This is a genomic window from Spiribacter sp. 2438 (assembly GCF_009676705.1).
Taxonomy (GTDB): domain Bacteria; phylum Pseudomonadota; class Gammaproteobacteria; order Nitrococcales; family Nitrococcaceae; genus Spiribacter.
Genome location: NZ_CP046046.1, coordinates 87,346 through 100,969 on the forward strand (window position 1 = coordinate 87,346; position 13,624 = coordinate 100,969).

The 13,624-nt window shown below is 64.8% G+C and carries 14 protein-coding genes; all 14 read left to right on the forward strand.

Features of this window, described 5'->3' with window-relative positions:
• Nucleotide 1 precedes the first annotated feature (1 nt).
• The 14 genes from hisH to djlA all read left to right on the forward strand — a co-directional run bounded on the left by hisH (nt 2) and on the right by djlA (nt 13,614).
• Complete coding sequence (hisH, locus tag GJ672_RS00400; RefSeq protein ID WP_154295358.1) at nt 2–640, forward strand: imidazole glycerol phosphate synthase subunit HisH; 639 nt, start codon at nt 2–4, stop codon at nt 638–640.
• On the forward strand, nt 631–1,371 hold the full coding sequence (gene hisA / locus GJ672_RS00405) for a 1-(5-phosphoribosyl)-5-[(5-phosphoribosylamino)methylideneamino]imidazole-4-carboxamide isomerase (RefSeq protein ID WP_154295359.1): 741 nt from the start codon (nt 631–633) through the stop codon (nt 1,369–1,371). The genes hisH and hisA overlap by 10 nt, the downstream gene beginning before the upstream one ends.
• Before the next feature lie 2 nt (nt 1,372–1,373).
• Nucleotides 1,374–2,147: an imidazole glycerol phosphate synthase subunit HisF gene (gene hisF, locus GJ672_RS00410; protein ID WP_154295360.1), complete on the forward strand. Its 774-nt coding sequence runs from the start codon at nt 1,374–1,376 to the stop codon at nt 2,145–2,147.
• Nucleotides 2,144–2,539: a phosphoribosyl-AMP cyclohydrolase gene (gene hisI / locus GJ672_RS00415; protein WP_154295361.1), complete on the forward strand. Its 396-nt coding sequence runs from the start codon at nt 2,144–2,146 to the stop codon at nt 2,537–2,539. Before hisF ends, hisI begins: the two co-directional genes overlap by 4 nt.
• Complete coding sequence (locus tag GJ672_RS00420) at nt 2,532–2,870, forward strand: phosphoribosyl-ATP diphosphatase (RefSeq protein WP_154295362.1); 339 nt, start codon at nt 2,532–2,534, stop codon at nt 2,868–2,870. Before hisI ends, GJ672_RS00420 begins: the two co-directional genes overlap by 8 nt.
• 23 nt (nt 2,871–2,893) lie before the next feature.
• Nucleotides 2,894–3,160 (forward strand): Sec-independent protein translocase subunit TatA, encoded by a 267-nt coding sequence (gene tatA / locus GJ672_RS00425; protein WP_154295363.1) that lies wholly within the window; start codon nt 2,894–2,896, stop codon nt 3,158–3,160.
• A gap of 21 nt (nt 3,161–3,181) precedes the next feature.
• Nucleotides 3,182–3,568: a Sec-independent protein translocase protein TatB gene (gene tatB / locus GJ672_RS00430; protein WP_154295364.1), complete on the forward strand. Its 387-nt coding sequence runs from the start codon at nt 3,182–3,184 to the stop codon at nt 3,566–3,568.
• Entirely contained in the window at nt 3,565–4,332 is a 768-nt protein-coding gene (tatC, locus tag GJ672_RS00435; RefSeq protein ID WP_154295365.1) for a twin-arginine translocase subunit TatC, read from the forward strand. Before tatB ends, tatC begins: the two co-directional genes overlap by 4 nt.
• Before the next feature lie 182 nt (nt 4,333–4,514).
• Nucleotides 4,515–7,352, forward strand: a complete 2,838-nt coding sequence (locus GJ672_RS00440; RefSeq protein WP_154295366.1) for a 2-oxoglutarate dehydrogenase E1 component — start codon at nt 4,515–4,517, stop codon at nt 7,350–7,352.
• 20 nt (nt 7,353–7,372) lie between these two features.
• The gene (odhB, locus tag GJ672_RS00445) at nt 7,373–8,692 is read left to right on the forward strand and encodes a 2-oxoglutarate dehydrogenase complex dihydrolipoyllysine-residue succinyltransferase (RefSeq protein ID WP_154295367.1); all 1,320 of its coding nucleotides are present in this window, start codon (nt 7,373–7,375) and stop codon (nt 8,690–8,692) included.
• Nucleotides 8,693–8,715: 23 nt separating this feature from the next.
• Nucleotides 8,716–10,137: a dihydrolipoyl dehydrogenase gene (lpdA, locus tag GJ672_RS00450; protein WP_154295368.1), complete on the forward strand. Its 1,422-nt coding sequence runs from the start codon at nt 8,716–8,718 to the stop codon at nt 10,135–10,137.
• 55 nt (nt 10,138–10,192) lie between these two features.
• Nucleotides 10,193–11,311, forward strand: a complete 1,119-nt coding sequence (prpC, locus tag GJ672_RS00455; protein ID WP_154295369.1) for a 2-methylcitrate synthase — start codon at nt 10,193–10,195, stop codon at nt 11,309–11,311.
• Nucleotides 11,312–11,315: 4 nt separating this feature from the next.
• Complete coding sequence (locus GJ672_RS00460; protein WP_154295370.1) at nt 11,316–12,764, forward strand: bifunctional 2-methylcitrate dehydratase/aconitate hydratase; 1,449 nt, start codon at nt 11,316–11,318, stop codon at nt 12,762–12,764.
• A gap of 16 nt (nt 12,765–12,780) precedes the next feature.
• Nucleotides 12,781–13,614, forward strand: coding sequence for a co-chaperone DjlA (gene djlA / locus GJ672_RS00465; protein WP_154295371.1), 834 nt, complete (start codon nt 12,781–12,783; stop codon nt 13,612–13,614).
• Nucleotides 13,615–13,624 lie beyond the last annotated feature (10 nt).

Sequence of the window (13,624 nt, forward strand, 5' to 3'; positions counted from 1 at the left end):
CATGACCGTGGCGGTAATTGACTATGGCATGGGCAATCTCCGATCGGTGGCCCGTGCCCTTGAGCATGTGGGTGGCCGGGAGGTCAGGGTCACCGACGATCCCGCAGTGATCGACGCCGCCCAGCGAGTGGTCTTTCCCGGCCAGGGGGCGGTGCGCGACTGCATGAGCGCGCTCCACCGCCATGAGTTGGTGGACGTGATTCAGCGGGTGATTGTTGACCGGCCTTTCCTGGGCATCTGCATGGGCATGCAGGCGCTGATGGCGCATAGCGAGGAAAATGACGGGGTTGACGCTCTCGGCCACTTCGTCGGGACGGTGCGGCATTTCCGGGCGCTGACCCAGGGCGAGTCCCGCCTCAAGATTCCTCACATGGGCTGGAACCGGGTGCATCAGGTGGCGGCGCATCCGCTGTGGGCCGGGGTTCCCCAGGATGAGCGCTTCTACTTTGTGCACAGCTATTATGTGCTGCCGGACGATGACGGCATCGTTCAGGCGCGCAGCGATTACGGCGGGTCCTTCGCGGCCGCTCTGGGTGCCGGCAACGTGTTCGCTACCCAGTTTCACCCCGAGAAGAGTCAGCGGCCGGGCCTGCGGCTGCTGGAAAATTTCCTGGCCTGGGATGGAGAGTCATGCAGCTGATACCGGCCATCGATCTGAAAGACGGCAAATGCGTGCGCCTGCGTCAGGGGCGCATGGATGACGAAACCGTCTTTTCCGATGATCCGGTGGCCATGGCGGGCCGCTGGGTAGACGCCGGCGCCCGACGGCTGCATCTGGTGGACCTGGACGGCGCCGTGGCGGGCTTCCCCATTAATGCCGACATCATCGGCCGTATTGCGGAGCTTTACCCCAAAGTGGAAATCCAGGTGGGTGGCGGCATCCGCACCTCCGAAGTCATCCAGACCTACCTGGACGTCGGGGTCGACAGCGTGATCATTGGCACCCAGGCCGTGCGGGCGCCGGATTTCGTCGATGATGCCTGCCTGGAGTTCCCGGGTCGGATTATCGTCGGGCTGGATGCCCGCGGGGGGCGGGTCGCCACCGATGGTTGGGCGGAGACCTCGGACACCGACGCCATCGATCTTGCCCGCCGCTTCGAGGAAGCCGGCGTCGACGCCATTGTGTTCACGGACATTGGCCGGGACGGCATGATGAATGGGGTCAATGTGGAGGCCACTGCCGAGCTGGCGCGGGGGATCGATATTCCGGTCATCGCCTCCGGCGGTGTGACCAACCTGGCTGACGTACGAGCCCTGTGTGCCGAGGCTGGCGCCGGGATTAGCGGCGCCATCGTCGGACGGGCGATCTATGAAGGCACCCTGGACCTCGCCGAGGCGCAGACGCTGGCCGACAGCCTGACGGGGGGGTAGGAATGACACTGGCTTCCCGGGTGATTCCCTGCCTGGATATCGACGCCGGGCGCGTGGTGAAAGGCGTCCGGTTCGTGGATATCCGGGATGCAGGTGATCCGGTGGAAATCGCCCGCCGCTACGATCGGGCGGGTGCCGACGAAATCACCTTTCTGGACATCACCGCCAGCCACGAAGAGCGGGACACCCTGGTTCACATGGTCGAGGCGGTGGCCTCGGAGGTATTCATCCCCCTGACGGTGGGCGGCGGGATCCGCTCGGTGGCGGATGTCCGGCACATGCTCAACGCGGGTGCCGACAAGGTGTCCATCAACACCGCCGCCATCCACAACCCGGAGCTGGTCACCGAGGCCGCCGAGCGGTTCGGCTCGCAGTGCATCGTGGTGGCCGTGGACGCCAAGTGCACCGGTGGCACCCCGGAGGCGCCCCGCTGGGAGATCTTCACCCATGGCGGGCGGCGGCCCACCGGCATCGATGCCCTGGAATGGGCCGAGCGCATGGCTGGTGCCGGGGCCGGCGAGCTGCTGGTGACCAGCATGGATCGTGACGGCACCCGCATCGGGTTTGACAACGCACTGAACCGGGCCATTTCCCGGCGCGCCGGCGTGCCCCTGATCGCCTCCGGCGGCGTGGGCAACCTGCAGCACCTGGCCGATGGCATACTCGAGGGCGAGGCGGATGCGGTGCTGGCGGCCAGTATCTTTCATTTTGGTGAACACACCGTTGCCGAGGCCAAGGCGCACATGGCGTCCGCGGGCATTGAGGTACGGACATGAGCTGGCTGGATGCGGTGAAATGGAACGAGCAGGGCCTGGTAGCGGCCATCGCTCAGGATGCCGAGGACGGCCGGGTGTTGATGATGGCCTGGATGAACCTGGAGGCACTGAAGGCAACCCTTGCCCGCGGTGAAGCGGTCTACTGGTCCCGGTCACGGGGCCGCCTGTGGCACAAGGGCGAATCCTCGGGGCATGTTCAGCGGGTTCGCGACATTGCCCTGGACTGTGACGGCGATACGGTGCTGCTGCAGGTGGAGCAGCGGGGCGGCGTTGCCTGCCACACCGGCCGGCGCAGCTGCTTCTATCGTCATCTGGATGATCAGGCATGGCGCGAGGGCGAACCGGTGCTCAAGGATCCGGCCCGCACCTACGCAGGAAAAAACGATGAGTGACGAGACATTGGCCCGTCTGGCCGAGGTGCTGGAGGCCCGGCGCCACGCGAATCCCGATGAATCCTATGTGGCCGGATTGCACGCGGCCGGGCTTGATCGGATTCTGCGCAAGCTGGGGGAAGAGTGCACCGAAACGGTGGTGGCGGCCAAGAATGGCGAGAGCGATGCGATTGTTTATGAAACCGCAGATCTGTGGTTCCATAGCTTGGTGATGCTGTCTCATTGCGGACTGGGCCCGGCGGAGGTGCTGGGTGAGCTTGAACGCCGCTTTGGTCTTTCAGGCCTGGCGGAAAAGGCAGCGCGGCCAGGCACGGACGACAGCGCGCGGTGATTTTTTTCTGGAGGTAAAGAGAAATGGGTCCTGGTGGAATCAGTCCGTGGTCGCTGTTGCTGATCCTGGTTATTGTCCTGCTGCTATTCGGCACCAAGAAGCTGCGCAACATCGGCGGTGATTTGGGGGGTGCGCTGAAAGGCTTCAAGAGCGCCATGAAGGATGGCGAAAAAGAAGCCAACGAGGCCAAGGACAGCCTCGAGCAGGACAGTGACGAAGAGCCGGCGGACACTCAGACGCAGAAGCGTGAACAGGCGGACGAAAAAGACAAGAGCAACAGCGGCTCCTGATCGCCGTCGGAGTAGCCGCCCATGTTTGATGTCAGTTTCATTGAACTGCTCATCATCGCCGTCATTGCCCTGGTGGTGGTCGGCCCGGAGCGTTTGCCACGTGTCATGCGGACCGTGGGGCTCTGGGTGGGCCGCGCCCGGGCGTCTTTTCAGACCATCCGCGAAGAGGTGGAGCGCGAAGTCAACGCCGAGGGGTTGCGGGAGACCCGTGAAGCCCTGAATCGCAAGGCTCGCGAAACCGAGCGCGAAATTAACGAAGCCGTGGACGTCAGTGCCAAATCCCCCAGTGAGGATGCAGCCGACGGCACGACCCCGACCCGGGCGGCCGGGGCGCCCGAAGAAAGCCCGGTGAAGCCCGCCTCGCGGGGCGCCTCCGATCAGTCACCGCCCGGGGAGGATAGCCGGTGAGCCAGACCGGGTCGCGTGAACCCCAGGACGACGATCGGCCATTGCTGACTCACCTGCTGGAGCTGCGCAGTCGGCTGATGCGCTCGGTGGGTGTGGTGCTGGTGCTGTTCCTCGGGCTTTACCCCTTTCGTGAGCCCCTGTATTCGGGGTTGGCGGGGCCGCTGATGGCGGTTCTGCCGGAAGGGGCCTCGATGATCGCCACCCAGGTGGCCACCCCGTTTCTCATTCCTCTCAAGGTGGCCCTGGTCAGCGCATTCTTTCTGAGCATCCCGTACCTGCTCTACCAGTTGTGGGCTTTTGTGGCCCCCGGGTTGTACCGCCATGAGAAAAAGCTGGTCTGGCCGCTGCTCATCTCCAGTGTGGTGCTCTTCTATTCCGGCATGGCCTTCGCCTACTTTCTGGTGTTTCCCCTGATCTTCCAGTTTTTCGCCGCGGCCACTCCCGACGGCGTGGCCATGATGACGGACATTGGCGAGTATCTGTCCTTCGTCATGACGCTGTTCTTTGCCTTCGGCGCCGCTTTCGAAGTGCCCATCGCCACCATCCTGCTGGTGCGCAGTGGCGCCACCACAGCGGCCGCATTGGCGGCCAAGCGCCCCTATGTCATCGTCGGCGCGTTCACCATCGGCATGTTGCTGACTCCTCCGGATGTCATCTCTCAGGTGCTTTTGGCGTTACCGGTCTGGCTGCTCTTCGAACTGGGAGTGTTCCTGTCCCGCTGGTTCACGCCCGCGGAGGAGCCGGATGCCCGTGAGGCCGAGTGATGGGTAGTCATTTGCTGATCTCAAGGTCAGTAAACGGCACAGTCGGGGGTGGTGCCTGTCCGTAAAGCGCGGCAAAAATGGCTGCAAGCCCCGTCCCGGTTGCGTTTGCAGTCGGCGGAGCGTATCGTTCCAGAAAACTCGTTCAACGAGGCTTTCCCCGCCAAAACGCCAGGTGATCTACCATGAGTAGCGCGTTCGAGCAGTCCCTGAGTCGCTCCTACCTGAACGGCACCAACGCCGCCTTCATCGAAGCCCTCTACGAGAACTATCTGCAGGATCCGGATTCCGTCGAGCCCCACTGGCGCGACTACTTCCGCGACCTGGAGTCCATGGACCCTTCCCGGGTCCGGGATGTCCCCCATGGACCGATTCGCGACGCCTTCGAGCAGATGGGGCGCAGCAGCGCCCGCGGCCGAAGCGCCAGGATCGGTGAAGGCATGGATGCGGTGGCCGCCCAGAAGCAGGCGGCGGTGCTTCGCCTCATCAACGCCTATCGGGTGCGGGGGCACCAGCACGCGGACACCGATCCGCTGAACCTGCGCGAGCCGCCGGAGGTGCCCGACCTGGATCCCGCCTTCCACGGACTGGGCGAGGACGATCTGGATACGTCTTTCAACACTGGCTCACTCTGTGCGCCGGACCAGATGACCCTGCGGGAAATTATCCAGCAGGTGCGCTCCGTGTACGCCGGCAAGGTGGGCTCGGAGTACATGCACATCACCGACACCGTCCAGAAACGCTGGATTCAGGAGCGCCTGGAACGGTCAGGTCTCGACCCCCGACTGAGCAACGAGCAGAAAAAGGCCCTGCTGGGGCGGTTGACCGCCGCCGAGGGCATCGAGAAATACCTCAATTCCAAGTATGTCGGCCAGAAACGCTTTTCCCTCGAGGGGGGCGAAGCCACCATTCCGGTGCTGGACGAAATCGTCCAGCGAGGTGGCTCTCAGGGCGTCAAGGAGCTGGTGCTGGGGATGGCCCATCGGGGCCGGCTCAATGTGCTCATCAACATCATGGGCAAATCGCCGGCGGAGCTTTTTGCCGAATTCGAGGGGGATCACTCGCCGGAGCACGCCAACGCGGGCGACGTGAAGTACCACATGGGGTACTCCTCGGATATTCAGACCGAGGGCGGACCGTTGCATCTGGCGCTGGCCTTCAACCCGTCCCATCTGGAGATCGTCAATCCGGTGGTGGAGGGCTCGGTGCGGGCCCGCATGCAGCGGCGCGGCGATGAAACCGGCGAGTCGGTACTGCCGGTGCTGATTCACGGTGACGCCGCCATGGCCGGCCAGGGCGTGGTCATGGAGACCTTCCAGCTGTCCCAGGCCCGCGGGTTCTACACCGGCGGAACGGTCCATCTGGTCATTAATAACCAGATTGGATTTACCACCTCCAATCCGCTGGATACGCGCTCGACATTCTACTGCACCGAGGTCGCCAAGATGGTCCAGGCGCCCATCTTTCACGTGAATGGTGATGATCCCGAAGCGGTGCTGTACGTGACCCAGCTGGCCATGGATTATCGCCGTGCATTCCACTCCGACGTAGTGATCGACCTGGTCTGCTACCGCCGTCACGGCCATAACGAAGCCGACGAGCCCGCGGCCACGCAGCCCATGATGTACAAAAAGATTAAGGCGCGTCCGTCGGTGCGCAAGCTCTACGCCGAGCAGCTGGCCAGCGAGGGCGTTGTGGACACGGAAGGCTCCAAGGCCATGGAGCGGGACTATCGGGACGCGATGGACGCCGAACAGGTGGTGGCCCCCGGCGCTCTCGAGGATCAGACCAACGAGTTCACCGTTGACTGGTCGCCGTACTTTGATTCCCGCTGGGACGAGGCGGTAGACACGTCGGTATCGGTGGACCGAATTCGACGCCTCCAGGAGCAACTGCTGGCGCTGCCCGAGGGGTTCGAGCTGAATCCGCGGGTTGCCACCGTGATGGAGAGTCGCCGCAAAATGGCGGCGGGGGCGCTGGCCATGGACTGGGGCTTCGCCGAGACCATTGCTTACGCCAGCCTGCTGGAGGAAGGGCACCGGGTCCGCTTGACCGGCCAGGACTCCGGCCGCGGCACGTTCTTCCATCGCAATTCCGTCCTGCACAATGCAGCGGATGGCTCCACGCACACGCCACTCAAAACCATTACCCAGCGCCCCGACGACTTTGTGGTGATTGACTCGCTGCTCTCCGAAGAAGCCGTGCTGGGGTTTGAATACGGCTATGCCACTGCCGATCCCGAAACCATGGTGATCTGGGAGGCTCAGTTCGGCGACTTTGCCAATGGCGCCCAGGTGCTCATTGATCAGTTCATCGCCTCCGGCGAGACCAAGTGGGGCCGCCTGTGCGGTTTGTCCCTGTTCCTGCCCCACGGCTATGAAGGCCAGGGGCCAGAGCACTCCTCGGCGCGTCTGGAGCGGTTCCTGCAGCTCTGCGCCGAGCACAACATCCAGGTCTGTGTGCCGTCGACGCCGGCGCAGTTCTTTCACATGATCCGGCGGCAGATGCTTCGCCACTGGCGCAAACCGCTGGTGGTCATGACGCCCAAGAGTCTGCTCCGCCACAAGCTGTCGACCTCGGTGCTGGATGATCTCTCCAGCGGTCGCTTCCGCCTGGTGATTGATGAGACCGAGGGGCTGAAAGCCAGTGAAGTCAAGCGGGTGGTGGTCTGCAGCGGCAAGGTCTATTACGACCTGCTGGAAGAGCGCCGTCGCCGGGAGCGCCGGGATGTGGCCCTGGTGCGGATCGAGCAGCTCTACCCGTTCCCCGAGGCGGAGCTCTCGGCCCTGCTGAAGCGCCGCTACAAAGGCGCCCGGGAAGTGGTCTGGTGCCAGGAAGAGCCCAAGAATCAGGGCGCCTGGTATCAGAGCTACCACCACCTGATTAACTGCATCACCCGCGAGCAGAAACTGAGCTACGCCGGCCGCGACGCGCTGGCATCACCGGCGGTGGGATACGCCAAGGTTCATCACGAGCAGCAGCGCCGGCTGGTGGCGGATGCGCTCGGCAAAGCACACGGATAACACAAAAGAGTGAGGAGCCGATGAGCACCGAAGTCAAGGTACCCGCGCTGCCGGAATCGGTCAGCGAGGCAACGGTTGTCACCTGGCACAAGCAGGCGGGTGAGACGGTGGAGCGCGACGAGAACCTCGTCGATCTCGAGACGGACAAGGTCGTCCTGGAGGTGCCGGCCCCGGAGGACGGTGTGCTCGGCGAGATCCTCAAGGCCGAGGGCGAGACCGTCACCGCCGGTGAAGTGGTGGCCACGCTGACAGCCGGTGGCGGTGCGGACTCCGCGGCAGCGGCCTCTCCCGCGGCTGCCGAAGAGGCACCGGCCAAATCGGAAGCCCCGGCCGAGGCGGCGGCTCCTGCCCCGGCTGAAGCCGAAGCTCCCAGCGGAGAAATGCCGGCACTCAGCCCGGCGGTGCGTCATCTGGTGGAGGAGCACGGGCTCGACGCGCGGCAGATCCCCGGCACCGGTCGGAATGGCCGGATCCTCAAGGAGGATGTGCTGAAGTTCATCGAGAGCGGTGGCGGCAGCGCTGCGGCGGCTCCGTCCCCCGCGCCGGCGCCAGCGCCCTCACCGGCTGCGGCGCCCTCCTCCGAGCCGGCACCGACGACCTCGGCCTCGCCGGCGCCGGCGGCATCGGTCCCCACCGGGGACCGCGAGGAGCGCCGGGTGCCGATGACCCGGCTGCGCCAGCGCATCGCCGAGCGCCTGGTTCAGGCCCAGCAGAACGCGGCCATGCTTACCACTTTCAACGAGGTGAACATGCAGCCGGTGATGGATCTGCGCGGGCGGTACAAGGATTCGTTCCTCAAGACCCACGCCACCAAGCTCGGCTTCATGTCGTTTTTCGTCAAAGCGGCGGTGGAGGCCCTGAAGCGCTTCCCGGCGGTCAACGCGTCCATCGACGGCACGGATATTCTTTACCACGGCTACTACGACATCGGTATTGCGGTGTCCACGGATCGGGGGCTGATGGTGCCGGTGCTGAGGGATGCGGATCAGCTGTCCTTCGCCGAAATTGAGGCGGCCATCGCCGACTTCGGTCAGCGGGCGCAGGCGGGCAAGATCGATCTTGATGAGCTCACCGGCGGCACCTTTACCATCACCAATGGCGGCATTTTCGGCTCACTGGTCTCCACGCCGATCCTGAACCCGCCGCAGAGCGGCATTCTGGGGATGCACAAAATACAGGAGCGGCCCATGGTCGAGGGCGGAGCCGTGGTGGTCCGCCCGATGATGTATCTGGCCCATTCCTACGACCACCGGATCATCGACGGCCGTGAGGCGGTCCAATTCCTGGTCACCATCAAGGACATGCTCGAGGACCCGGCACGCCTGCTGCTGGAGGTCTGAGCCCACTGAATCGGGGAGACACCATGACGGACACATACGACGTCGTTGTTATCGGGGCCGGTCCCGCCGGCTACGTTGGCGCCATTCGCTGCGCGCAGCTGGGCATGAGCGTGGCGGTCATTGACGAATTCATCCGCAAGGATGGCCAGCCCTCACTGGGCGGCACCTGCCTGAACGTGGGGTGTATTCCCTCCAAGGCGCTGCTGGACTCCTCGGAGCACTATCACCGGGTGCAGTCGGAGCTGGCGGGTCACGGTATTCGGGTTGAGGGCACCTCCCTGGATGTGCCGCAGATGATCAAGCGCAAGGACAAAGTGGTGTCCGACCTCACCGGCGGCATCAAACAGCTGTTCAAGGCCAACCAGATCGAGTGGCTGCAGGGGCACGGCAAACTGCTGGCGGAGCGGCAGGTGGAGTTCACCCCGCACAAGGGCAAGGCCCGCACCCTGAGCGCCGGCCATGTGCTGCTGGCCACCGGCTCACGGCCCATCGAGATCGGCGCGGCGCCGCTGGACGGGGACCGCATCGTCGATTCCGCCGGCGCCCAGGAATTCAGTGAGGTGCCCAAGCGACTGGGCGTCATCGGTGCCGGTGTGATCGGCCTGGAAATGGGCAGTGTCTGGAACCGCTGCGGCTCCAAGGTCGTCCTGCTTGAGGCCCAGGACACCTTCCTGTCGGCGGTGGATCAGCAGGTGGCCCGGGAAGCGCGCAAGCTTTTCGAAAAACAGGGCCTGGAGATCAAGCTGGGCTGCCGGGTCACCGACACCCGCAAGGGCAAAACCATCAGCGTTCACTACGAGGACAGCGACGGCAAGAGCAATCTGCAGGTGGACAAACTGGTGGTGTCAGTGGGGCGTCGGCCTTACACCGACGGGCTGGCGTCCGAGGATGCGGATCTGCTCACCGATGAGCGCGGTTTCGTGCATGTGGACGACTACTGCGAGACCAATATCCCCGGCGTCTATGCCGTGGGCGACGTGGTGCGGGGCCCGATGCTGGCCCACAAGGGCTCGGAAGAAGGTGTCATGGTGGCCGAGCGGATTGCCGGCCATGCCGGCCATGTCAACTACGAAACCATTCCCTGGGTGATTTACACGGATCCGGAGATTGCCTGGGTGGGTCGCACCGAGGGGCAGCTCAAGGCCGCGGGGATTCCGCATCGCAGCGGCACCTTCGGATTCGCGGCCACCGGTCGGGCCCGAGCCATGGACCGGGCGGATGGCATGGTCAAGATTCTGGCCCATGCCGAGACCGACCGGATCCTGGGCGTGCACATGGTCGGTCCCCAGGCCAGCGAGCTGATCGCCGAAGCCACATTGGCCATGGAGTACGAGGCCAGTGCCGAGGATCTGGCCCGCACCATTCACGCTCACCCAACCTTGTCGGAGGCGGTGCACGAAGCCGCCCTGTCCGTTCACAAGCGAGCCATTCACAAAGCCAACTAATCCGCTGCGACGGCCCGACGGCCTCGGCAGGGATCGGCCAGAGGAGGAGAGACCTATGGCGGAAAACACCGCAGGACTGCGTGGCATCACCGCCGGCGAAACCGCCCTGTGCACGGTGGGACAAGCCGGTACCGGGCTGACTTACCGGGGCTATGACATCCATGATCTCGCCGAGAAGGCCACTTTCGAGGAAGTGGCCTTCTTGCTGCTATACGGCGAGCTGCCGACGGCGCCGCAGCTGGAGGCCTACCTGGAGCGCCTCAAGGGCCTGCGTCAGTTGCCGGTGGCGCTTCGTGAAGTACTGGAGCGCATCCCCGCCGATGCGCACCCCATGGACGTCATGCGCACCGGCGCCTCGATGCTGGGCAATCTCGAGACCGAGGCGGATTTCAGTGAGCAGGACCAGCACATCGACCGGATGCTGGCCACGTTCCCGGGGATCATTACCTACTGGCATCGCTTCGCCCAGGACGGGACCCGCATCGAAACGGACAGCGATGAACCCAATACCGGGGCCCACTTTCTGCGGCTGCTTCACGGTCGCTCGCCGGATCCTCTCCACGTGAAGGTCATGCAGGCCTCGCTGATCCTTTACGCCGAGCACGAGTTCAACGCCTCCACCTTCACCGCCCGAACCTGTGCTTCGACGCTGTCGGACATCCATTCCTGCATCACCGGCGCCATCGGCACCCTGCGGGGGCCGCTGCATGGCGGTGCCAACGAGGCGGCCATGGCCATGATCGAGGACTGGCAGACGCCGGACGAGGCGGAGCGTGAGCTGCTGGGCATGCTGGAGCGCAAGGAAAAGATCATGGGCTTTGGCCATGCCATTTACCGCAAGAGTGACCCCCGCAACGCCATCATTAAGGAGTGGTCCCGGCAGCTGGCCGACAAGGTGGGCGACACCCGGCTGTACCCGGTGTCCGAGCGGGTGGAAGCGGTGATGCAGCGAGAGAAAGGCCTGTTCTGCAACGCCGACTTCTTCCACGCCAGCGCCTACCACTTCATGGGCATTCCGACGCCCCTGTTTACCCCCATTTTCGTGATATCGCGGCTGACCGGCTGGGCCGCTCACGTCAAGGAGCAGCGGGGGCACAACCGGATTATTCGCCCCAGCGCCGATTACACGGGCCCGGAACTCCGGACCTGGGTCCCCATTGAACAGCGAGGTTAAGGATATGACTGAAGTTCGTGTGAAAAGCGCCGAGCGGCCCGAGCCGGATCCCCTGCTGCGTGCCCTGGCGGATTACGTCACCAGCCAGCCCATCAATTCCGACGAAGCCTATGACACCGCCCGCTACTGTCTGATGGACACCCTGGCCTGCGGCATGCTGGCGCTGGAGTATCCGGCCTGCACCAAGCTGCTGGGGCCGGTGGTGCCGGGCGCAGACATGGCCGGTGGCGCCCGGGTGCCGGGCACCCCCTGGCAGCTGGATCCGGTGCAGGCGGCTTTCAACATCGGTGCCATGGTGCGCTGGCTGGACTTCAACGACACCTGGCTGGCGGCGGAATGGGGTCATCCCTCGGACAACCTGGGCGCCATCCTCGCCCTGGCGGACTACCAGGCCCGTGAGGCGGTAGCGGCCGGGCGCGAGCCGCCGTTGATGCGGGACGTGCTGACGGCCATGATTCGGGCCCACGAAATCCAGGGGGTGATCGCCCTTGAAAACAGCTTCAACCGGGTGGGGCTCGATCACGTCCTGCTGGTGCGGCTGGCCTCGGCCTGTGTCAGCACCGGGCTGCTGGGTGGCGACCATGAAGACGTCATGACCGTGGCCAGTCATGCCCTGCTGGACGGTGGCGCATTGCGCGCTTACCGCCATGCGCCCCAGGCCGGTCCGCGCAAGAGCTGGGCGGCCGGTGACGCGTCGGCCCGCGGTCTGCGGCTGGCGTTGATCACCCGCACCGGCGAAATCGGCTACCCGGCGGCCCTGACCGCGCCCACCTGGGGCTTCCAGGACGTGCTCTTCAAGGGCGAGACGGTCAACCTGGCGCAGCCGCTGGGCAGCTACGTCATGGAAAACATTCTCTTCAAGATCAGTTTCCCGGCGGAGTTCCATGCCCAGACCGCCGCCGAGGCGGCCATGACCCTGCATCCGCAGGTGGCGGACCGGCTGGATGAGGTGGAGAAGATCGTCATCGAGACCCAGGAGGCGGGCGTTCGCATCATCGACAAGACCGGAGCGCTCAACAACCCGGCGGATCGGGACCACTGCATTCAGTACATGACCGCGGTGCCATTGATCTTCGGCCGGCTGACCGCGGCGGACTACGAGGACGCCGTTGCCGCCGATCCCCGCATTGACGCCCTGCGCGAGCGCATGGAGGTCACCGAGAACCCGCAGTTCTCCCGGGATTATCTGGATCCGGAGAAGCGGGCCATCGGCAACGCCGTGCAGGTGTTCTTCAAGGACGGCAGCCAGACCGAGCGTGTCGCCGTGGATTATCCCATTGGCCATCGCCGGCGCCGGGATGAGGGCATTCCCGAGCTGGTGAAGAAATTCGAAGCGGCGCTGGCGACCCGTTTTGCCCCGCGTCAGGCCCGTCGCATCGAAGCGGCCTGTGGTGATCAGAACCGACTGGAGGCGATGCCGGTTAACGAGTTCATGGATCTCTGGACCCAGTGACGGCACCCTTGCCGTCATGAGGTTGTGGATCGGCAAGCTTCTCGGGGTTTTCTTTGGCGCCATGGCCGGGGGCTGGATTGGCGCCCTGATCGGCCTCATTGTCGGCAACTGGCTGGATCGGGCACTGGCCCGCGGCCGGATTGCCGGCTTTGGGGGCGGCGCTTCCGGCAGCGCCCATCGGCAGATGGTGCATGCCGCCTTCTTCCGCAGCGTCTTTGTGGTGATGGGCCACGTCTGCAAGGCGGACGGTCGCGTCACCCGGGCCGAGATCCAGGTGGCCGAGCAGGTCATGGATCACATGGACCTGAATGCCACCCAGCGCGAGGAAGCCATCAGCTATTTCCGCGCCGGTCGGGACGGCGAGGCGGATCTGGAGCAGACCCTCAAGGAGTTCCGTCGCTACTGCCGGGGCCATATCCAGCTGGTGCGGATGTTTCTGGAAATCCAGATTCAGGCGGCACTGGCCGACGGCCATTTCAACGACGCCAAGCGGGGCATGTTGCGGCGGATTGCCCTGGGGCTGGGTCTGTCCGAGGCGGACTATGCCCGGCTGGAGGTGATGATGGGCGGGCACGCCCATGGCCACGCCCGCGGCGGGCCCCGGGGCGCTGCCGGGGCGGCACCGGGACAGTCTTCGGCGCTGGCGTCGGCCTACGACACCCTGGGGGTCAGCGAGCGGGCCAGTGACGCCGAGGTCAAGAAGGCCTGGCGGCGGTTGATGAGCGAGCATCACCCGGACAAGCTCGTGGCCAAGGGCCTGCCGGAGGAGATGATGCGCCTGGCCCAGGAGCGCGCCCAGGACATTCAGGCGGCCTATGACACCGTCAAACAGGCCCGGGGCATGCGCTGAACTTCAGGGT

What these genes read in the sequence shown, in the direction of transcription:
- djlA (WP_154295371.1), top strand. Translation starts at nt 12,781, where the DNA reads ATGAGGTTGTGGATCGGCAAGCTTCTCGGGGTTTTCTTTGGCGCCATG.
- tatB (WP_154295364.1), top strand. Translation starts at nt 3,182, where the DNA reads ATGTTTGATGTCAGTTTCATTGAACTGCTCATCATCGCCGTCATTGCC.
- odhB (WP_154295367.1), top strand. Translation starts at nt 7,373, where the DNA reads ATGAGCACCGAAGTCAAGGTACCCGCGCTGCCGGAATCGGTCAGCGAG.
- GJ672_RS00420 (WP_154295362.1), top strand. Translation starts at nt 2,532, where the DNA reads ATGAGTGACGAGACATTGGCCCGTCTGGCCGAGGTGCTGGAGGCCCGG.
- tatA (WP_154295363.1), top strand. Translation starts at nt 2,894, where the DNA reads ATGGGTCCTGGTGGAATCAGTCCGTGGTCGCTGTTGCTGATCCTGGTT.
- GJ672_RS00440 (WP_154295366.1), top strand. Translation starts at nt 4,515, where the DNA reads ATGAGTAGCGCGTTCGAGCAGTCCCTGAGTCGCTCCTACCTGAACGGC.
- hisF (WP_154295360.1), top strand. Translation starts at nt 1,374, where the DNA reads ATGACACTGGCTTCCCGGGTGATTCCCTGCCTGGATATCGACGCCGGG.
- hisI (WP_154295361.1), top strand. Translation starts at nt 2,144, where the DNA reads ATGAGCTGGCTGGATGCGGTGAAATGGAACGAGCAGGGCCTGGTAGCG.
- prpC (WP_154295369.1), top strand. Translation starts at nt 10,193, where the DNA reads ATGGCGGAAAACACCGCAGGACTGCGTGGCATCACCGCCGGCGAAACC.
- lpdA (WP_154295368.1), top strand. Translation starts at nt 8,716, where the DNA reads ATGACGGACACATACGACGTCGTTGTTATCGGGGCCGGTCCCGCCGGC.
- hisA (WP_154295359.1), top strand. Translation starts at nt 631, where the DNA reads ATGCAGCTGATACCGGCCATCGATCTGAAAGACGGCAAATGCGTGCGC.
- GJ672_RS00460 (WP_154295370.1), top strand. Translation starts at nt 11,316, where the DNA reads ATGACTGAAGTTCGTGTGAAAAGCGCCGAGCGGCCCGAGCCGGATCCC.
- hisH (WP_154295358.1), top strand. Translation starts at nt 2, where the DNA reads ATGACCGTGGCGGTAATTGACTATGGCATGGGCAATCTCCGATCGGTG.